This window comes from Nostoc spongiaeforme FACHB-130 (genome assembly GCF_014698475.1).
GTDB lineage: Bacteria > Cyanobacteriota > Cyanobacteriia > Cyanobacteriales > Nostocaceae > Nostoc_B > Nostoc_B spongiaeforme.
In genome coordinates this window covers 42,581-63,140 of record NZ_JACJTB010000024.1, presented here as the reverse complement: position 1 = coordinate 63,140, position 20,560 = coordinate 42,581, and the positions used below count along the sequence as shown (strand labels likewise).

Annotated in this window: 19 protein-coding genes; 4 read left to right on the top strand and 15 right to left on the bottom strand. The window is 40.4% G+C overall.

The window, feature by feature from the left end:
• Positions 1-50: 50 nt before the first annotated feature.
• From H6G74_RS17950 to petJ, 7 genes are all read right to left on the bottom strand, one after another.
• Positions 51-2,264, bottom strand: coding sequence for a tetratricopeptide repeat protein (locus H6G74_RS17950; RefSeq protein WP_190968960.1), 2,214 nt, complete (start codon positions 2,262-2,264; stop codon positions 51-53).
• 504 nt (positions 2,265-2,768) lie between these two features.
• Positions 2,769-2,948, bottom strand: coding sequence for a photosystem II assembly protein Psb34 (gene psb34 / locus H6G74_RS17945; RefSeq protein ID WP_190968959.1), 180 nt, complete (start codon positions 2,946-2,948; stop codon positions 2,769-2,771).
• A gap of 377 nt (positions 2,949-3,325) precedes the next feature.
• The gene (gene hetF, locus H6G74_RS17940) at positions 3,326-5,812 is read right to left on the bottom strand and encodes a cell division protein HetF (RefSeq protein ID WP_190968958.1); all 2,487 of its coding nucleotides are present in this window, start codon (positions 5,810-5,812) and stop codon (positions 3,326-3,328) included.
• A 418-nt stretch (positions 5,813-6,230) separates the two neighbouring features.
• Positions 6,231-8,330, bottom strand: a complete 2,100-nt coding sequence (locus tag H6G74_RS17935; RefSeq protein ID WP_190968957.1) for a TonB-dependent receptor plug domain-containing protein — start codon at positions 8,328-8,330, stop codon at positions 6,231-6,233.
• A gap of 226 nt (positions 8,331-8,556) precedes the next feature.
• Positions 8,557-8,787: a hypothetical protein gene (locus tag H6G74_RS17930; RefSeq protein WP_190968956.1), complete on the bottom strand. Its 231-nt coding sequence runs from the start codon at positions 8,785-8,787 to the stop codon at positions 8,557-8,559.
• A gap of 342 nt (positions 8,788-9,129) precedes the next feature.
• The gene (locus H6G74_RS17925) at positions 9,130-10,044 is read right to left on the bottom strand and encodes a tetratricopeptide repeat protein (protein WP_190968955.1); all 915 of its coding nucleotides are present in this window, start codon (positions 10,042-10,044) and stop codon (positions 9,130-9,132) included.
• A gap of 84 nt (positions 10,045-10,128) precedes the next feature.
• Positions 10,129-10,467 carry a cytochrome c6 PetJ gene (gene petJ / locus H6G74_RS17920; RefSeq protein ID WP_190968988.1) on the bottom strand — a complete coding sequence of 113 codons (339 nt, stop codon included), beginning with the start codon at positions 10,465-10,467 and terminating at the stop codon, positions 10,129-10,131.
• Positions 10,468-10,572: 105 nt separating this feature from the next.
• On the opposite strand from petJ, the gene H6G74_RS31560 reads away from it, so the two are divergent.
• Together H6G74_RS31560 and H6G74_RS31255 are read left to right on the top strand one after the other, a co-directional pair.
• Positions 10,573-10,698 carry a hypothetical protein gene (locus tag H6G74_RS31560; protein ID WP_277927163.1) on the top strand — a complete coding sequence of 42 codons (126 nt, stop codon included), beginning with the start codon at positions 10,573-10,575 and terminating at the stop codon, positions 10,696-10,698.
• 82 nt (positions 10,699-10,780) lie between these two features.
• Positions 10,781-11,038: an ATP-binding protein gene (locus H6G74_RS31255; RefSeq protein ID WP_242051269.1), complete on the top strand. Its 258-nt coding sequence runs from the start codon at positions 10,781-10,783 to the stop codon at positions 11,036-11,038.
• On the opposite strand, the gene H6G74_RS17910 is transcribed toward H6G74_RS31255, so the two are convergent.
• The 7 genes from H6G74_RS17910 to H6G74_RS17880 form a co-directional block, all read right to left on the bottom strand.
• Entirely contained in the window at positions 10,961-11,752 is a 792-nt protein-coding gene (locus H6G74_RS17910; protein ID WP_190968954.1) for an ABC transporter ATP-binding protein, read from the bottom strand. The two genes, H6G74_RS31255 and H6G74_RS17910, sit on opposite strands and share 78 nt — an antisense overlap.
• A 191-nt stretch (positions 11,753-11,943) precedes the next feature.
• Entirely contained in the window at positions 11,944-12,984 is a 1,041-nt protein-coding gene (locus tag H6G74_RS17905) for a FecCD family ABC transporter permease (RefSeq protein ID WP_190968953.1), read from the bottom strand.
• Positions 12,981-14,012 (bottom strand): FecCD family ABC transporter permease, encoded by a 1,032-nt coding sequence (locus tag H6G74_RS17900; protein WP_190968952.1) that lies wholly within the window; start codon positions 14,010-14,012, stop codon positions 12,981-12,983. The genes H6G74_RS17905 and H6G74_RS17900 overlap by 4 nt, the downstream gene beginning before the upstream one ends.
• A 257-nt stretch (positions 14,013-14,269) precedes the next feature.
• Positions 14,270-14,737 carry a hypothetical protein gene (locus H6G74_RS17895; protein ID WP_190968951.1) on the bottom strand — a complete coding sequence of 156 codons (468 nt, stop codon included), beginning with the start codon at positions 14,735-14,737 and terminating at the stop codon, positions 14,270-14,272.
• A gap of 129 nt (positions 14,738-14,866) precedes the next feature.
• Positions 14,867-15,373 carry a hypothetical protein gene (locus H6G74_RS17890; RefSeq protein ID WP_190968950.1) on the bottom strand — a complete coding sequence of 169 codons (507 nt, stop codon included), beginning with the start codon at positions 15,371-15,373 and terminating at the stop codon, positions 14,867-14,869.
• 297 nt (positions 15,374-15,670) lie between these two features.
• Positions 15,671-16,948: an adenosylhomocysteinase gene (ahcY, locus tag H6G74_RS17885; RefSeq protein ID WP_190968949.1), complete on the bottom strand. Its 1,278-nt coding sequence runs from the start codon at positions 16,946-16,948 to the stop codon at positions 15,671-15,673.
• Between the two features lie 286 nt (positions 16,949-17,234).
• Complete coding sequence (locus H6G74_RS17880) at positions 17,235-18,080, bottom strand: Rpn family recombination-promoting nuclease/putative transposase (RefSeq protein ID WP_190968948.1); 846 nt, start codon at positions 18,078-18,080, stop codon at positions 17,235-17,237.
• Positions 18,081-18,309: 229 nt separating this feature from the next.
• On the opposite strand from H6G74_RS17880, the gene H6G74_RS17875 reads away from it, so the two are divergent.
• Both H6G74_RS17875 and H6G74_RS17870 read left to right on the top strand, forming a co-directional pair.
• Positions 18,310-18,963 (top strand): glycoside hydrolase family 24 protein, encoded by a 654-nt coding sequence (locus tag H6G74_RS17875; protein ID WP_390849968.1) that lies wholly within the window; start codon positions 18,310-18,312, stop codon positions 18,961-18,963.
• A gap of 86 nt (positions 18,964-19,049) precedes the next feature.
• Positions 19,050-19,628, top strand: coding sequence for a Uma2 family endonuclease (locus H6G74_RS17870; protein ID WP_190968947.1), 579 nt, complete (start codon positions 19,050-19,052; stop codon positions 19,626-19,628).
• Between the two features lie 102 nt (positions 19,629-19,730).
• On the opposite strand, the gene menH is transcribed toward H6G74_RS17870, so the two are convergent.
• Positions 19,731-20,540, bottom strand: a complete 810-nt coding sequence (menH, locus tag H6G74_RS17865; protein ID WP_190968946.1) for a 2-succinyl-6-hydroxy-2,4-cyclohexadiene-1-carboxylate synthase — start codon at positions 20,538-20,540, stop codon at positions 19,731-19,733.
• Positions 20,541-20,560 lie beyond the last annotated feature (20 nt).

Sequence of the window (20,560 nt, the reverse complement as noted above, 5' to 3'; positions counted from 1 at the left end):
CGAATTCCATTCGTCGGGGCTAAATGCAAGATATGTATTAAATCTTAAATTTACAACTTTGCCAAAATTTCTGGTAATAATTGACCAGGCACTTTTGATAAAGCCAAATTTTGTCCTTGAATGCCTAATTCGTTGTGGAAGGCGCGGATTGTTTTGACTACATAAGCAAAGGTTGTTTGATAAGCTTCTGGTTGTTTGCTTAATCCGTTTAAGGCTTGCAAATGGTGATCTAGTGCTATTTCTAAGTGGTGCGATCGCGTGGGTTTATCGCCGTTAAAATAACTATCTGTAACTAACTGATAATGGGCTAATCCTAAGTTATTATGAGCAGCAAACAAATCAAAGCTTAATGGTATCCCATTCAAAGAATGCGCTAATGCAATGGCTTCTTCGTAAGCAATAATTGATAATTTGAGTAACTTTTGCTTGCGTTCTTTTGTGGTTTGCGGTAAGTTTGCCAGATGCCAATAAGCTGTGGCTAAATTATTTTGGGTGGCGGCGCAAGCACTGGGAACATTGGCGGCGGTGCGATATTTTAAAGCTTCACAGTAAACATCAATAGCTTGCTGAAGATTGTCGGTAGGTTGTTCATATTGGGCTAAATTCCAATAGGCAGTGCCGATATTATTTTGAATCATGCCGTATTTGAGTGGTTCTTGTTCGGCATTATAATGAGCGAGTGCTTGGTTATAAGCTGCGATCGCTTTTTTCAGATGCACTACTGGTTGATTATATTGTCCCAAATGCCAGTAAGCTGTACCTAAATTATTTTGGCAAGCCGCATATTTCAAGCTATCCATTTCAATAGTGCGGTAAGCTAAGGCTTCTGTATAAGCTAAAACCGCCTGTTGCCAGTTTTCCGCAGGGTGAGAAAATCTTGCTAAATCACCGTAAGCTGTTCCCAAATTATTCTGCACTCGCGCATAAGTTTCTGGGTGAGTCTGCGGTGAAATCATCTTCAACGCCAACTGATAAAACTCAATTCCCTGTTCAATGTAATTTTGTCCCGCCTCAATATTGGGTGGTGTGCGGTACAACATCCAATACAATGTACCTAAATCATTGAGAATATCTGGTAATTGTGGTGATTGATCATCATAGGCGATCGCTTCTTGATAAGCCAAAATTGCCACCATCAAGTTTTCTAGGGTGGAATTTCCTTGCTCAATCCGCAGGCGATATAAGTTACCCAACTGATGATAAGCTGCTGCCAAATCTTCTTTTGCAGCTTGCTTGATGTGTAATTCTTCAATGGCTAATAAAATTTGTTGCGGCTGCCAATTATCCTCTTCTTCTTGATTAACCTTGGCATTAATTGTTGCTAAGACTAACTCTGTTAACTCCTGACTAATATGTGATAGCGAAGACAGTGAAGGAGCCGTAATTTCACTAACTTGAACAGCCGATTGTGACTCATGCTTAATAAATCCCGGCGGTGGTGGCGGAATATCTAGAACCCTACTAACCTGCTTTGCTGGTGTTTCCGTCGGAACTGTACCATAACCATTTTTGCCAAATTTAGGAGCTGTGGGCGGTGGGGCTGTGGGTGGTGTATCAATTGTTGATTCGTTGACACTAGTCCCTTCTAAATTCCCAAAATCCAAATTTTGGGAATTAGAAACACGTTCGGGATAATTGACATTGCGTTTTGCGGGTGAAGGTTCTCCCGCAAAGGTAAATATCCCCGTCCGCCAACGCCAAAACTGGGGTGCTGACTGCTGAATGGCTGACAACCAAGGACGTGATACCCACAACAGCACTGTAGATTCGAGAAACCCGCTAGATTCTTGGCTAGAAAAAGCTTCGTCACAAAGGCGCAGATAATGTAAAAATAACCGTTGAACAGCTACGGGTTGCTTAGTTAGCTGTTCAACGCCGACAATTTGAAATGTCGGTACTGGCAAAGGCTTTCCAGGATGATCTGGAGATGCACCGACAATGGGCGGCGGATAACTAGCCAGCCATTGATTGATTTGGGCTACAGGATTAGGCTCATTTAAATTTAACCGCAAAGTTACTAATCGCGGATAAGCCGGAGTGCTGCTAGTTTCCAGTCCATCTTGGGGTTGATATAAAACTTGCCCCACTGGATAAGCCAAAGTTGAGTGTAATCTCGCTGCTACTTGATTTCGCAGCTGTAAATCGTCACATACTGCTAAAAAAAGTTGTCTTCTTAAGCCCAAACTCAGGGCAAGCTTCAAACGGTGATATACTTGCCGATTCCAAGCAAAATTATCGTGGTGTGCTGAATCATTCACGCTCATGGTGGCTCAAAAGCCAAAAAACATTGTACATCACCGGATAAAAGGTGCAATTAGGTTGATCTAGTCCGGGGTAATCTTCCCATAGCCCTAGATGACCATGCAAGTGGCTTACCTAATTGCAATTCTTCTTAACTGAACGTTATTTAACTATGACGGCAATTGTCAAGCACAAACTTAAAATTTCGTGTCTCAACGCAGCAATATTCTGACTTGATACCAAGTTGCAATCAAAGATAGTAATTTGGGCTGGGAGTAGGGAGTAGGGAGTGGGGAGTAGGAATACTATTTCTGAACACAACTTATACCAAATGGAAGAATGATTGCGACAAATGGATTGCTCAAAAGCTTACCAGTAAACCCTTTCTCAATCCAAAATCTAAAATCCAAAATCTAAAATGGTATTAGTATGAGATTGTTGACATGACAAAGAAAAAACAGGTTCCCCTGAAAATGAAAACCTGCAAACCACCAAAAATGAAATTTTTTTCCCAAAAATAATGTTAATTAACTGAGATTAGAAACCGAGAAGGCAACAAAAATTAAGCCGCCGACTAAAGCTATCGCGGCAACACCGAGGATAATGTAGTTACGCTTCTGCTCTGCTGTTGGAGGTTCTGCTCGATAAACCTTTGGCTCTTGGGCAAAATTGTTAAGACGACCACCTTCTTCATTCGTGTAGGGCATGAAGTAATTCCTTAAGTTCTGAACATTATTATTTAATGTTACAAATACTTATCTGTTCTGCTCTCACTCTCAGAGACAAATTGTTACATTTTCTAGCCAACAACTACAACTTATTGGATAAAATGTCAAGCCAATGTTATGCAGTTCTTTAACCTCTAGTACAGGTCGGCGTAAATAAACAGACCATAGAAATTGCGAAAAGGCTTGTGGTATGACTCTTCATTTCTTTTTCCTTTTTCCTTTTGACTTTTGCCTTGTTGTACTAATACCAATTTGAAAAATGATTGCGACAAATGGATTCCTGTAAAGCTCACCAGTAAACAATTCCGCAATCCAAAATCTAAAATCTAAAATCCAAAATGGTATAACCCCTAACCTCATTCTGCTTTTTGTTGCAGGAGCGATCGCCAGTCAGTAATTGCAGCTTCTGTCCACAACCAATTATTACTTAATTTATTTACCTGAAAGTTTACCGGGTCTTGAGAAATCACCAATTGACGAAGCTTAATCGCTTCTTTCATGTATTGCTCTTGCTTTGATGCAGGTTGAGAGCGTGCTGATTTATACAATCCCAATGCTAAACCAGCGTAGGAAGTCAAAGCATCTTGAGGCAATGGAGCGTTTTGCAAAGAGATTGACGCATTATAGGCAGATTTTTGCTGATTTAAAGCTAAATTCAGCGCCTTAAACCACGCATCATTAGCTCTGGTAACATTTCCTTCTGCATAATAAGCAAATCCCACAGCATTGTTATATAAAACTGAGTTGGGTTCAGCTTTCACAGCCGTTTCCCAAAAACGGCGGGCATCATCAATGGTATATTTTCTATCTCCAGTTTGAATTAACTGCCAAGCTAGTCTGCCTTTAAAAAAGTTGAGTGCAGGATTATTAACGTGTTTTATCGGCACAACATTTAAGGCAGTTTGGGCAGATTGCAGTGCGCCACGATTTAATAATTCTTCCACAGCCACCAACCCGGCCGATAAGTCTCCTTGGCTTAATTTTTCGGTGGCGCTAGTCGCAATCACCCCTGTTGGACTCGTTTGCAGGTTGATTTTGGGATTAATTTCATCAGATAAAGATTGCTGAACGGGAATTTTGGGGATATCAGCAAACATTGGCGTGCGTCGAGTTTGCCACCACCAACCAAAACCAATCAAAGTAGCGATCGCACCTGCCCCTACAATACCCCAAATGATCCGTGCATCCGGGCGGCGACGTTTTGGTGGTGATGTAGGTAGCGATGCCACATGAGAGTTATTCCACTCTTTTTCCTGACTGGGTGCAGTGTCCTGGGGTGTTGTGTTTGTGCTTCCCCATAATCCTGGTTGATTAATGGCTGTAACTTCACTACTGATTGGTTTCGTCGGAAAAATATGTTCGTTGTGGTGTGATGGTACATCACCTGTCAGTGGTGATTGACTATTGTTGTTGGCTGAATGCTGATCTAGCTGGCGAAATAAATCAGAAACGATCGCCGAATCTTCTGCATAACTAGGATCATCATATTCAATTTCATCAACTAAATCGCCCCAAGTCTCTTCACCCAACCAGTCTAAATCCCCAGCCCCATTACCCAAATCCGGCATCATGTCATCAATGGGTAAAGATATCTGTGCTTCATCAGTCATCACAGAGTAAGCTGTGGTCGAAGTTACCTTGATACTGCGGCTATTATCCGTCAGCGATTCTGTACTGGTAAAAGTGGAAAGTTCTGTCCCCAGAAAACCATCAAATTCGGGTTGGAGATACAAAATTGGTAAAGCCCAATAAGTTTGGTGGGAACCATAAGCCGAAATTAATCCCTGACGCACTCGACTCACACATAAATCCACCGGATACCCTTGACTGAGGTTGCGGTACAAAAGCTGGGTGAGGGTGAGGGCAACTTCATCAGGAATGCGTTCTGACATTGCTAAAACGCATTTAATTCCACGGCGGACTAAACTTTCGGTGAGGTTACGTTCACCAGTGTCTTCTGTTGCGTCAGTTGTGGCGGTGAATGCTCCCCAACAAGAGTTAAACACAGCCATTTGAATATTATTATTGACGAGTAATCCGGCTAGGTCATCACCAGTGAGGGTTTCAGTTAAACCTGTTCTGCTACTAACAAGATAAATTTCGCCACCGTTGGGGCCTAAGTTACTATGACCAGAATAATGTAGAACTTGGTATCTGCCTTGTTCGAGGGCTTGGGTTAATTCTTCTCTGCCTGGTTGGTCTAAAATAGTCAGTTCAATTTCTGGTAGGGGAATGCTACTGTCAATAGTGCGAGCCGCATGACGGTGTAATTCGGCTTGTAGTCTGAGTGCTTCGTGTTTCAACAAACCCAACCGCATTTGGTCTGTAGGAGATGCCAGCACCATTAAAACGCGCACTATCCCATCTTCGGATAATTGTGGTAAATTCCTGGATGGTAGACGACCAGTATTGAGAATGCCGCTTTGGTAGCGTGAAAACGCCACATAAGGCCCAGTAGCCAAAGGCCGATCGCCTGCGTGCATGACTTCCCAAGGTAAACGTGCTAATCTATTGTCCTTGAGACCTAACCGCAAGCGCAGTACTTGTTGATGGTTTTGGGCAATGCCTTGAGCAGTAATCCAGCTATCTCTGAGAGTGCCGTGAAACAGAGCATTATAAAATTGCTGACCCAATGCCACCAAGTTTACAGAGTTTCTGGCGATCGCATCACCCTGTAACACCGACTGTAATGGGTCATTCATGAGATGTCCTGCGGCTGCTAACCAATCAGCTACAGGCCATGTCACTAGTTCTTCTGCCAATGGCACCCCAGGCGCGACTTGTTCCGTTCGCACCAAGTAGTCATTCTGCCCTACTGGAGTTACGGAAATGTGAAATTCCATACAAGTAACGCAATCTCAATGTTTTTAGCTGTCAAACCCTCATTCATACTCAATAGATGCCCAAACCCGGATTTTTGTTTTTGAACATTAAATTTTAGTATAGGCCTACACTAAATCTTCATGCTCAAACAATGCTCATTCCTCATTATGACAACTAGAGAACATTTTTAGCAGCCTCTCATATTATGTCTGGCAAAAGGGAGCAGAGGAGTAGGGGCTTAAAACCCACATTTTTCGTTGCTCCTCTCTCGCCTTTTAGGTTAGGGCGATATTTCTAGTTGAAACACCTGATAATAAGTTAAGAGAATAGTAGGTTGGGTGTAGCGATAGCGGAACCCAACAAAGTATGCGTGAATGTTGGGTTCCGTTCCTCCACCCAACCTACACCAGTCTAAAGTTATTGCCTTAACTGAACTGTCTACAAACTTGAGCTTAACCCCAAACGAAAGGTAAACCCAGGGCTATAAATACGATTTACTCGCTCGTATTGCTCACCTAGTAAGTTTTCTAAGTAAACTGTCAGCCCTAAATTGCCAGCTACAGGGATGCGACCACTAAAATCTAAGTTGAAATAGGATGGGGCAAAATCTGTAATTTGGTCTCCGGTTCGATTAAACAAGGCTCGTCTTGCACCAGTGTTGTAGGTCATATACAAGTTAGCTTGCCAACCAGAATTTTGATACCCAACACCAGCTTGTAGTAAAGAATAGGGAATCAAACCCAACTGCAAGCCCCTTTCTGAGCCTGTTTTAATTTGAGCATCTGTGTAGGTGTAGTTGAGAAAAGTTGACCAGCCAGAATTGAGTCTGAGTTGTAAGGCTGCTTCTAAACCGTTGGTATCTACTAGCCCAATATTTGCCCAGCGTCCAGCTACAATACCGAGACGATTATCGATACTGCTGCCGAAATAAGTAAACTGTCCAGTTAAATTCTCGGCAAATTTGACATCTACTCCCGCAGTCCAACTCGAACCGGTTTCGGGGTCTAAATCAGGGTTTGGTTCCCAACCATGCACTGTGTCATAAACATATAACTGGTCTAGTCCGGGGTTGCGTTGTCCGCCAGCCCAACTTCCCCGCATTGCAAGTGTGGGGGTGAGGGCATAACGCAAGCCGACGCTCGGATTAAGATAGTTACCAAATTCTGTATCAAAACTCTGTCTGAGTCCTAAATCGATTTGAAAATTTTTGCTGATATTCCAACTATTAACAGCAAATAAAGCTGTGTTTAATAAATCTCGGTTTTCGGTTTCATTATTAGCGATACGCTGTGGGCTGGTACTTAAAACATCACCGTTTAAGTTAGTATTTTTTAAATCTAATCCCCAGCGTAATTTATTGCTTTGCCCTAATTGCCACTCATGGTCTACTCTGGCGGAAAACTGTTGTGTATCCAAAGCCCCTGTCCGATAAAAGTTACCTGTCGGCCCGTAGGTACTGAAATAGTTTTGATTGTAACCAATGGTAGTGGTTAAATTAGAGCGATCGCCATTTCCTAACCGAGCTTTCCAAGATAAACCAATATTTAAACCATCATGGTCTAAACGGTCTCTCTGCAACGGAAAACCAAAATAAATTAAACCTCGACGGCTACTCAAAGCAGTCACATCTAAATTTAAAGTATTGCGAGGATTTAAATCTATGCCGATGTTACCAAAATAAGTACTTGTCGCTGTATCTGCGTTGAATAAGAAACCTTGAGCATCTCTATTTGCTGCACCTACAGGCACACGATAACGGTTATCGGTAAAAAATCTTTCAAAGCTAAAATTATATCTCGCCGCCCCAACTGAACCACTAAAACTAGTTTGTTGATTATTTAAGCTTAAGGAGCCATATTCCACACTACCAGTTAGCTTTGGTTTACCATAACCTTCTTTGGTGATAATATTCACCACTCCACCAAAAGCTGAGGAACCATACAAAGTAGAAGCGACACCGCTCGATAATTCGACTCGTTCGATTGATTCTACTGGAATGCTATTTAAATCGGTTGTGCCGTGATAAGTGTTGATATTATTATTAATCGGTCTGCCATTGATTAAAAATACAGACTGATTAATCGAAGCACCACGATAATATGTGCCTGTGTGAATATCTGCGCCATGACCGACATCATTAATCGCAAACCCAGGTAATCTTTTTAAAACATCTGCAACGCTAGTAGCACCTTGTTTTTGAATTTCTTCTTTTTCAATTACATAAACAGGTGTAGAGCCAGATAAAGTATCTTGTTCTCCAATAACTTCTGTAGAAATATCTGCATTATCAGCAGGTTGGATTTCTGCTTCTGGTGGGGTTTCTTGTTTAAATTCTATATCATTCTCATTACTCGTTTCTTGAGTTAATAATTCGGCACGAGTAATCGGTAAATCAATGTCTTTTAAGTCAGAAATAGTTGAAGTTATCGGAGTTAATTCAGTATCAGCTTGCTGTTGAATTTCAGTATCAATGGCTTCAGCAGGTAGAGTTATCAGTAAATTAGGTACAGCAACTAGCAGCCAACAATTTTTTTTCACTTCTTGTCTCACACCAAGTAACAATAATTACTACTAGGTATTGTTACTGTTACTGTAAAATCTTGTCAAAAGACATTTTGTCATATTTCCCATCAAATATTCATGAATCAAGCAAATATTAGGATTCTATATTATTGGTCTGAAAAATTGATTCAATCTAAGAAAAAAACTAGAAGAGTAATCATAATTACTCTTTTAGTTAATTAACTTGCTCATGAATTAACACCTAACAGAAGGAATTATATCCAAAGCCATAGCCACCATAACTACCAAAGCCACCAAAGCCACTGTAGCTACCAAAACCACCATAGCCTGCACTTAATCCAGATGGTGTTGAATAAAAACCACCTTCAAGAGATAGTATTTCTTGGCTATTTAGCCCGTCAAGAAAGCTTTCAGAATCATTAAACAATTCATAACCAAGAATATTTAATTGATTAATTGTGATATTTGTCATTAGCTTTGCTCCTTGATTTGTAAATATTAGACAGATGAATTTAGGTTTTGTCTAATTTTGATGTTTGCAAAGCAATGAGATAAATTCAATATTTTTAAATATAATAAATGGACATAATGGCAGTGTTTTTGTCTATTGCTTAATGAAGAGTGCTGAGTTGAAAGACCGCCAGGCGAGTTTCCCGACTTGAGAGAACTGAAATCGGGGTATTTACCATAATGCCAAAGTGCTGAGTAAAAAAGTACTCAGTACTCAGCACTCAGCACTCAGCACTCAGCACTCAGCACTCAGCACTCAGCACTCAGCACTGAGAATGATGAATTACCTGTTTATGAGGTGGAATTAACCTATTTGGATTGCAAGTTGAACTTCTTGCTGCAAACGATGGAGTAAATCTTTGGTTCTCTCGTAGGCAATTTTTTGGTTTTGCTGTTCAAAGTACTCAGATGCTTTATTTAAATCTGCGATCGCTCTTTGATTGTACCCCAGATAATATTGAGCTATGGCGCGATTCAAATAAGCTTGACCATTACTCGGATCTAATCTAATCACTTCTGAAAAATGATTGACGGCGGCGGTGTTGTCTCCGTTACGACCACAGACACAACCAAGGTTAAAATAAGCTCGGTAATCATAAGCGTTGAAGCGAATCGCTAAGTGAAAGTCTTGCATTGCTGCATCTAAGTTATGCAACTGAAAATGCGCTAAACCTCTGTCATTGTAAATATCTGCAAAGAATATATTGGCTACTAATGGAATTTGTGTTAATGCCAAATTAAAATCCGTGATTGCAGATGTGTGATCACCAATAGCGTTATGCGCTACACCACGATTATAGTAGGCGCGAAAATCTTGGGGTTTGTGGGCGATCGCTAAATTATCATCGTCAATCGCACTGAGATAATTACCTTGTCTGTAATGGGCTAGTCCTCGATTCAGATAAGCTTCCACATTATTTGGAGAAAAATTTATTGCTTGTGTACAATCAGCGATCGCTTGATGGTAATCTTGTAAATGAAGATAAGCCAAACAGCGATTACTATAAGCCACAGCATTTTTTCCATTCTGGGCAATTGCTTGATTAAAGTGAACTATGGCTAGTTCATAATTACCTTGCTGCATCTGCACAACGCCTAAATCCACAGACTGGTTAGAGACACGTTGAGCCAAGGATGTTGACGGCAATAAAAGCTGACTCGCAAAAGTCACAGAAAACACAACTAGCAAACTGAATAAAAACCGCCAAAAATTAGTCATAATTATCGTCGACAATTTCGGCAAAACAACATAATCTGCGGGACAATTCGCCCCGCAGTTTGTAAGACTATACCAGTCTATACTCTATTTCCAGTCTTTGTTATTTGCTTCGTCTAATACGTAAGCAGCTACATCTTCAATTTGATTGGATTTTAGACGACCTTTAAAAGCAGGCATGGCATTTTTACCATTTGTTACTTGAGCAATAATGGCCTCTGCTGAGTTCATACCGTACTTATCTAAAGCGTCTTTTTTCAAGGTCTTGTTAGCTTGAACTAAATTTTTACCGCCTGCATGACAAGAAGCGCAATTAGCACTAAATACTTTAGCTCCGTTGCTGGTGTCGGCGGCTAAAGCGGGGGTGCTGAAGGCAAAAGTGAAGATAGCAATGCCTAACAGCAAAACGGAAATAACTTTTTTCATGGAGTGTTCTCTCTGAAACCAACGTACATTTCGGACGATATCATTCATAATTGTCAATTGATGAAATTCCCCTCGTCAAAAGACAGGCTGTCAAACTTCGCTGTAATGATTGTGAATAGCGAATTTCAGCAGTTAAGAAAAGCTCATCTAAAAATCAGCGATCGCACTCTTGCTATACTCACAATCAGTATGCAATTGGTTGCAGATCAAGCCTCACAAGATACAACATAATCGTCCCGCAATTACAGTTATCAAAGAATGTTGCAACTTACCTTTAGTAGAATGCTATCCAAGAAAGTTGAATCAGGTTTTTATGAACATTTTGGTCAACGCTTTAGATGCTTTAGAAGAACGAGATCAAAAATGTTCTCTCGAACAAATTCAATCAAAATCTAGTAATATCTGCATTCAGATTTCTGTATCAGATACACAACATATTGTCATTCGGTTTATTGATAATATGCCAGGTATTCCAGAGAATTTACTCAAACGTTTATTTGACTCCCTTACGCCCGATCGGAACACACATTGGTGTTCCAACAATTGGATCAGGCACAATCCGACATTCTAAGCCAAATACTTCTTGTACCATATCCTCTGTCATAACATTTTGTGGTTCTCCAGCCGTAAAAATTCTTCCTTGCTTGACAGCCACTAAATAATCTGCATAACGACAAGCTTGATTTAAATCATGCAGCACCATTACAACAGTTCTTCCTTGATGCTGGTTTAATTCATATAACAAATCTAAGACTTCTATTTGATGTGCTAAATCTAAAAAAGTGGTCGGTTCATCTAGTAATAAAATATCTGTATCTTGTGCCAATGCCATTGCAATCCAAGCACGTTGTCTTTGTCCGCCAGATAAAGTGTCTAAGGCTCTGTTTGCTAAATCTAATAAATTGGTAATTTCGAGTGCTTGTTGGACAATTTTTTCATCTTTTTCTGACCATTGTTGTAGCCAGTTTTGATAAGGGTAACGTCCTTGTCCTACTAAGTCTTTGACGGTTAGCCCTTCTGGTGCTAGGGGATTTTGCGGCAAGATTCCCAATTGTTGGGCTACTTCTTTGGTAGAAAGATTAAAAATAGATTGACCATCAAGATAAACTGTACCACCATAAGGTTTTAGAAGTCTGGCTAAACCTCTTAATAAAGTGGATTTACCACAACCATTTGCGCCTACTAAAGCACTAATTTTGCCGCCAGGAATTACCAAATTCAAGTCACGAATAATTGGCGCACCATCATAAGCTAAAGATAAACTTTTCGTTGATAAGCCTTTCATATTTTTTACCATCTTAAATTATTAAAATCAGATTTTTACCTAGTACAAATTGGCGTAAATAAACAGACCATACTTCGACTATACTCAGTGAATATCTGGAATTGCTAAAAGGCTTGTAATATCACTAATTCTTTCTTTTTATTTTTGCCTTTTTACTTTTGCCTTTTGCCTTGTTATACCAGTTCACAAAACTATTTCTTCCGATTACGAATTAACAAATAGAGGAAATAAGGCGCACCGACGGCAGCCGTCACAATGCCACAAGGAATTTCAATAGGTGCAAACATAGTTCTTCCTAGAAAGTCTGCTATTACAACTAACATTCCTCCCAACAATGTCGAGATAGGAATCAAGCCTTGATGATTTGTACCTACTAACTGTCTGCCGATATGGGGTGCAATTAATCCTACAAAACCAATCATTCCTGCTGTGGTGACTGCTGCACCAGCTAAGGCGACACCGACTAGCACCAGTAAACCCCGTTGCCATTCCACGCGAGTTCCTAAACCTTTGGCGACATCATCCCCCAAATTTAAGGCGTTCAACTGTCTGGCTAATATCAATGCCATCGGCACAAAAACGATTAACCAAGGTAAGAAGGAAAAGACTTGTTCCCAGGTGCGTCCGTAAACACTGCCCGCTAACCACACTAAGGCATCACTGACGCTATAAATATTGCCAAAGGTAATCATCAAACTGGTGAAAGCACTGGCGATCGCAGACAAACCCACGCCCATTAAAATAAATAAAACGGGGGAACTACCATTGTTCCAAGCTAAGGAGTAAATTAACCCAGCCATTAATAAAGCACCGCCAAAGGCTGATAAAGGCAAAGCGTAAATGGGTGCTGTTGGCAATAGTACAATTACAGAAACGGCTGCTAAACTTGCGCCTGCATTAATCCCAATAATACTGGGGTCAGCTAATGGGTTGCGTGTGATGCCTTGAAAGATAGTCCCAGCAACCCCCAGTGCCATTCCCACCATGACAGCTACTAAGGTACGGGGTAGACGCAGATTATCAATCACAAAAGCATGATCTGGGTTGCCTGTATCTATACCCAATACAGTTTTGACGATATCTAAGGGAGAAATCGGATATTCACCCTGTCCTAAATTCATCACCATCGCCACCACAATAGCCACTGCCAAACATAACAGCATTGGTGGTACACGGCGGTCAATCCGCAAAGATATCGTTTCAGAACGAAATACAAGCCAATCCAATTTCATTTTCTTACCTTCGATTTAGCCAAGTAGACAAAAAAGGGTGCGCCAACCAAGGCTGTCATGACTCCTACGGGTATTTCTTGGGGTTTGAGTAAGACACGCGCCGCGATATCTGCAATTAACAGTAAAGTTGCACCCAGGACTGCGGAATAAGGCAAAATCCAACGGTAATCAGCTTTGATAAAAAACCGCACAATATGGGGAACAATTAAGCCAATAAAGCCAACTGGCCCAGCTAAAGATACAGAACTTCCCGCCAGTAAGACTACGCTGATGGCAGTCGTAATTTTTACCCAACCCGTCTGTTGACCCAAGCCTTTAGCCACATCTTCACCTAGACTCATGGTGGTAATTTGTCTACCCAGGGCAAATGCTACTACTAAGCCAATCACGACAAAAGGTAATGCTGACAATAATATATTGATATCGCGGCCAGCTAATGAACCAGCTAACCAAAATCGAATTTCTTCTAAGGTTTTTTGGCTAACTATGAGCATCGCCGTCATCACAGAGGAAATCAGGGCGGTAATTGCTGCACCTGCAATGGTGAGATTCAGTGGGGTGGCTCCGCCTTTGCCCAAGGAACCAATCAGGTAGACTAACATTGCTGTCACACCTGCACCTAAAAAGGCCACGAGCGTTAAAACATTTAAGGAAGAGCTACCAAAGACAAAGGTTGTGGTGACTACAGCTAATGCGGCTCCTGACTCAATACCCAAAATTCCGGGATCTGCCAAGGGGTTGCGTGTCAAACCTTGCATTAGTGCGCCCGCAACTGCCAAGGCTGATCCTACCAGCAAGGCAATGAGCGATCGCGGTAATCTCACTGTCTGAATGACCAGATGTTCATAAGACCCATCAAAGATGACGAAGGATCCCAAAATCTTATTCATTGGTATTTCTGCCGCACCCAAAGTAACACTAAATACCAAGCAAATCAGCAGAATCAGTATGCCCAAAATCAGCCCCAAGAATGGCGATATTTTGGGTTTATGCCAGTTTATTGGTGATGCTGTGGTTGCTTTTGTCATGCTCTTGGATTAATGGAAAATCTCGTCATTTAGGTAAACTATTTGTGTTTTATTTGACACGGGCAATTACAACATCTTAATTAAGAATATTTAGTAAATATTGAGCCGCATATTCTTAGATGCACGGCTTTATAGCTCAATGTGAGCAATGAGTTTCCAAAACTTACTTTATACTTATTGGTAATTTTTTTCAACTATTGGGGTCAAGGAGGCGATCGCATCAACCAGGGGCTAATAATTTAATTTTTCCTGGCTCTTCATCTCTCTTGTTCTGCGGCGCTGCGTTCTCGTGCCAAGCTATCAATAGCATCACCCAAGGCTGTGGTGAGACTTTTACGTGTTTGAGCGTGACTTTCTTGTTCAGTTTTCAAAGCTTGCAACAAGCGATCGCGCTCTTTAATCGCTGCAATCAATTTTGTCTGCAATTCTTCCACAGTTTGGATTTGAGTAATTTCAGCTTGAATAGCTTCAACTGCTTTACCGTCAGCCAGTGTTGCAGCTTCGATACCTTGGAGTTTGTGAATATTGGCTTTGAGAGATGCGATCGTTTGTTGGAATAAATGTGCGTCTGTCCGGCGTTGTTCTGCTTCTGTATTGTAGAGTTTGCGCCATTTTTCGGCACTTTCCCAAGCCGCTTCTAAATCAAGTCTTTGTTCTGCCAGTTGGCGTTTGAGTGCTTGAATTTCAGCTAACCACTGCTGTGTTAAAGATGTACTTTCACTCATTTTTCTAAGGTTGTATTTGTATAGTGTCAGTTGTAACTGCACTCTGATTATCTGTCACTTTTAATTTGGTGAGGGTTGAGCATTGTGGTTACAGTTTTACCATTGCCAATACTCGGTTGATTAATCAATTTACCAATTGTCTAATATCAGATTTGCATCTTCGCTAATTAACTCTTCAGGAGATTGAGCCGCCGACTCTATAATTATCTTCGCTTCAGGAGTTCCAATTTCTGCTAATGCTAGGAGAGACTTTCTTGGCACATTGAACCATTCATCATAAGACCATCGGTATGTCAATGCTTTGGATAATGCCGGAATTGCTCTTTCATCGCGCAATACATCCAAAAGTTCAATAACTGATTCGTGAAGACCATTATTACTCTCATCATTGAGGATTTGACAAAGTATAGGTGTGTAATCCTTTGATAGGTTACTCCATGCTGCCATCATGATAAACCAAGCCCCAGGATAATCTGGATTTGAAGCATATTTTTCCAACTCCTGAATTACTTCGCTAACTGAAGGAGGTGATGCCTTAAATTCTTGTTTCATTTCATCAGCAATTCTGTCAGTTTCTCTGTAATTAGGAGAATCTTTGAATAATTTTAGATATTTCTCAATCGTCCTACTTAGCATTTTACAGCCTATTGATATTAGTGCGATCGCCTCTTGCGTAGGTTGGGTGGAACGAAGTGAAACCCAACAAACTTTCAACTACAAAAGTATCTCAATTCCAAGGGTAAAATTGACACTGCAATTATTTTACCTATTAAAATATTGCCTCAAAATATCATGATTTTGTTTTGGGTTACGGCGCAATATATCTTGTGCGCTTGCACCCAATCTACTAGTGTTGAAATTTGATATTACCAAAACGGGATAGGCTAACCTATCCCGTCAACATATCCTATCGCTTAAACTTTAACACTGAGTTTAAGTTCCACTAGTCCAAGAGTTGATGTACTCAATTTGATCTGGTGTTAAGGAGTCAATGCTAATACCAATAGCTTGCAATTTCAATCGCGCAATTTCTTGATCTACTTCGGTAGGAATCGAGTGCAAACCCGGTTCCAATTTACCTTTATTTTTCACCAAGTATTCACAAGCCAATGCTTGGTTTGCAAAACTCATATCCATTACCGCGCTGGGATGTCCTTCGGCTGCTGCGAGGTTGACTAAGCGTCCTTCACCCAAAACAATCACTGATTTACCACTCTTCAGTTTATATTGTTCGGTAAAGGGGCGTACTTGCTTAATTTCTTCAGCTTGACTAGCTAAATATTTCAGGTCAAGTTCGATATCAAAGTGACCAGAGTTACAAACGATCGCACCATCTTTCATAACATCGAAATGTTCACCGCGAATGACGTGCTTGTTACCAGTTACGGTAATAAACAAGTCACCTTGGGGTGCAGCTTCAGCCATTGGTAAAACACGGAAGCCATCCATGACAGCTTCAATCGCTTTGATGGGGTCAATTTCGGTGACAATCACGTTTGCACCCAAACCACGAGCGCGTAATGCTGTACCTTTACCGCACCAGCCATAACCAGCAACAACAATAGTTTTGCCAGCCAAAAGAATATTTGTCGCCCGGATAATCCCATCCAGGGTTGATTGTCCTGTACCGTAGCGATTATCAAAGAAATGTTTGGTGTCTGCGTCGTTAACATTCACAGCCGGGAAGGTGAGAACGCCATCTTTGAACATCGCGCGTAAGCGCACAATTCCCGTTGTGGTTTCTTCTGTAGTCCCAATTAAATCAGCAATTTGATGTTGACGCTGCTGAACTAATGTAGCAACCACATCACTACCGTCATCAATAATAATGTTAGGACGGTGGTCTAAAGCAATTTGAACGTGGCGGTTATAGGTTTCGTTATCTTCGCCTTTGATCGCAAAAACGGGAATTTCATGATCAACAACAAGACTAGCAGCTACATCGTCTTGAGTTGATAAGGGGTTACTTGCAATTAATACTGCATCTGCACCGCCAGCTTTGAGCGCAATGGCTAGATGCGCTGTTTCGGTGGTGACGTGGGCGCAAGCCACAAGACGCAGCCCAGCAAAAGGTTTTTCTTGGGCAAAGCGATCGCGGATTTGCCGTAAAACAGGCATTTCCCGTCCAGCCCATTCAATACGCTGTCTTCCCAAGGGAGCGAGGGCGAGGTCTTTAACCTCGTGCTTTAATCGGGGAGAAGTTGCGGTCATAAGTTCCTCAAAAACGTAAAAAATGTACGTAAATATCGCTTACGTACTTTATTTAGTTTATTGTACGACTAGAATTTTTGGGTTGTTTAGTTCGGATTTAGAATTGGAGGGCGTGAAGAGCGATCGCTAAAAATTGCCCCTCCGCTCCTCTAGATACTTTTAATCTCTTCTGTAAGACCCTTCGGACAAAAGGTTTTGTCATAATTTGGCTAGGATTTTTTAGGCGTAATTATTTACGGAGTCGAGACTAAGGCATAAAACAATCCAGTTTAGCAAGTCCAAATTATCACTTATCTAACCAAGCCTGTAAATCAGCCAAACTAGTAAAATCTAACAATGCTTCGCTCAACTCTTCCAGAACAGGCAAAGGCAAACCAGCAATTTTAGAGCGAATTTCCTCAGACAGTTTGCCAAACCGCTTAGTTAGCTGTCGGGTAATCAGATTAACTGTTGCTGCTTCACGCCCTTGTTCTATCCCTTCTTCTTTAATTTCTCGGTAAACTCTCGTTTCTTTGAGTGTAATTCCCAGCATTGACTCAACCTCTGTTCTAGTTAACTGTTCAAACTTGTACACCATAATCGTGAGAATCATCTCTATTATGGCGCGACTGCCTGTCTCTGTGACTTCTTGGCGAGTTCTGGTTAACAAATATCTCGCTTCTTCTGGTGCTTGATTTTCCTCTAGAGTTGTCAGCACCATCAACGCCACCCATATTGGTAAAGAGCGAATATTGCCTAATTCGTTCAGATACACCCGATGCACTTGTCCACCATTGAGAAATGAGCGATGTGGATGAATGTCGGCTTGTTCAGTATTGCGTGATGGATAAATGATAACTGCTTGCCAATCGTTGAATCTGAAACGGTTGCGGTAAAAATAAAGTGCAGATTCAGCAAATACTCTTTCGTAAAGCTGTTCATCTGTTTGGAATTGTACCTCACAGAAGTAAACCACGCCTGCACCTTGATTTTCTGGCGGGAGAAACACACCATCGATTTCAAATTTCGGTTCTTTGACGGCTACTGAATCAAATCTGTATGCTTCTGCATTGCTGGGTGGTGTTGCTAATAATTGAAATAAGAGTGTAGGAGATTGTTGAAATAGTTTGTAAAATATTGAATCTCGGCGCATAAATTAGTATGAATCATATATATTCAGTATTTTAGATTAAAATGCGTACTTTTAATTAATATTCCTTCTATTTACCGTCAAAAATCAAACATAAAGTAATCAGAGAAAAGTCGCCCATCAGTGACAACAAGTTCATTATGTAACCAGTGTTGCATTAGCTAGTATTGAAGAAAGTCAAGTGAGGAGTCGGATTCTGAAAAAGTTTGAACTGAAAGGGGTTGAAAAATTAATTGGGCCGATCGCGGCGCTACTTGCTTTTATATGCTTGTTACAGTGGTATATCTTTGGAGACTTGCGATCGCCTTCTGATCCTGTCTTTAATGATAATCAACCACCCCTAGTCATGAAAGGCGGCGACCCCTATATCCGCGCCTTGATGCGAACCATTTCCGCCAGCGAAGCCAATGGGAACCGTCCTTACTCTCTGTTGTATGGCGGACAACAAGTTACAGACTTAAGTCGTCACCCAGAAATCTGCGTTACCATCGTTACCGGGCCAAACACAGGTAATTGTTCTACAGCAGCAGGCAGATATCAAATTATCAATACCACTTGGTTTAATATCGCACCCCGCTATCATCCCAATCCAACAAGAATGGTGTTTTGGACTTCTTATAGTTTTGAAGCAGAATTTCAAGATGTAGTAGTTTACCGTTGGTTAAACGATAATCAAGTTTGGGGTGTGGATATTTCTAAACTTTTGCGTCAAGGCAAAATAAATGATGTTTTACGCCGTTTATCTCCGACTTGGACAAGTTTAGGATATGGAATCGAAACAAATTCTATCAGTAATTCTTTACCTAAGATTTATCAGAAAATGCTAAAAGAAGAATTAGCCGCAGCTAATCAACCAACTTCAGTAAATGTCACACCAACTCCTTAAGTAAACTCACTTCAATGTTGATTGATATGAAGATGCGCTATCTGTCTTGATTTTCTCAGTAAATGAGCAAAAACAGTAATCTTCCTATGACAGCACTAACATTAAATCTTGATTCTGTAATTAAACTCACAAGAGAGCAATTTTACCGCCTATGTACAGAAAATCCAGATTTAAAATTAGAACGTAATGTTCAGGGAGAATTAATTATTATGCCCCCAACGGGAGGAGAAACAGGTAGAAGTAATGTTAATTTAATTCTGCAAGTTGCTTTGTGGAATGAACAAGCACAAACTGGGGAAGTTTTTGATTCTTCTACTGGATTTACATTACCAAATGGTGCTGACCGTTCTCCTGATGTTTCTTGGGTAGAAAAATCTCGTTGGGATGCTTTGACTAAAGAACAAAGAGAAAGGTTTATTCCCTTGTGTCCAGATTTTGTCATTGAGATTATGTCACCATCAGATTCTTTGGCAAAAATTCAAGCTAAAATGACTGAATATATGGCAAATGGCTGCCAATTAGGTTGGTTATTTAATCGCAAACAACAAGAAGTTGAAATATATCGTCCAGGACGAGAGGTGGAAGTTTTAAAATCGCCTCAAGTTCTTTCTGGTGAAAATGTATTATCTGGATTTGTCATCAATCTGCAAAAAATTTGGTCTTAACAGAGATTACCAGATAAATAAAGAGTAATTAACCGCAGATGGACGCAGATGGACGCAGATATTTTTTACATCAACAGACTATAAAATGTTATATAAATCCAATTATCCTGCTAAAAATTCTTGAATATACTGCACAAACTCTGGAGTATTTTCTAAATGAACGTTATGAGCAGAATTACTAATTATCTTTAATTGAGCAACTGGGCATATCCCGGACATTTGGATATTGATAATGATAAACTTTTCATCATTATGACCTACTAGTAATAGTAAAGGTACTGTATTATCTTTAAGTTTATGCCATAACGACGGTTGACTACCTGTCCCCATAGTTCTGAGTGATTTAGCTAATTCAAGCGGTTGATTTTTTAATCGACTTGCTAACATTCTGTCAAATACTGGATGTTTTTTGATAGAACCAAAAATTGGCTGATTGTACCAGTTTAATAAAAATTCTCGAAATTCATTTTTAGCAAGACATCTTGAGAGTTTTCTGGCTATTTGTTCATCTTTTTTAATTCTTTCTAGTCGTTCTTGTTCTGTAGATAAACCGGGAGATGCTGATTCTAAGATAACTTTGTCAAAACGCTCAGGAAAATGTAAAGTTAGGTATAAGGCTAATCTTCCACCCATTGAATAACCAACTAAAAAGCATTTATGTATATGCAATTCATCTAATAAATTAATTAATGCTTGAGCAGTTTGTTCAATGTTATAGTATTTATCTTCACCAAATACTTGAGTTTTACCATGTCCGGGAAGGTCTACAGTGAGATAAGAAAATTCTGTACCCAGAAGTTTGATAACTTCGTCAAATTCATCTAGCTGACCAATAAAACCATGTAGAAAAATAATATATGGTTTATGAGAATGGCTAACTAACTGATAGTGAAATTTATAATTTTCTCTCATACTACTAAATTTACACAAAT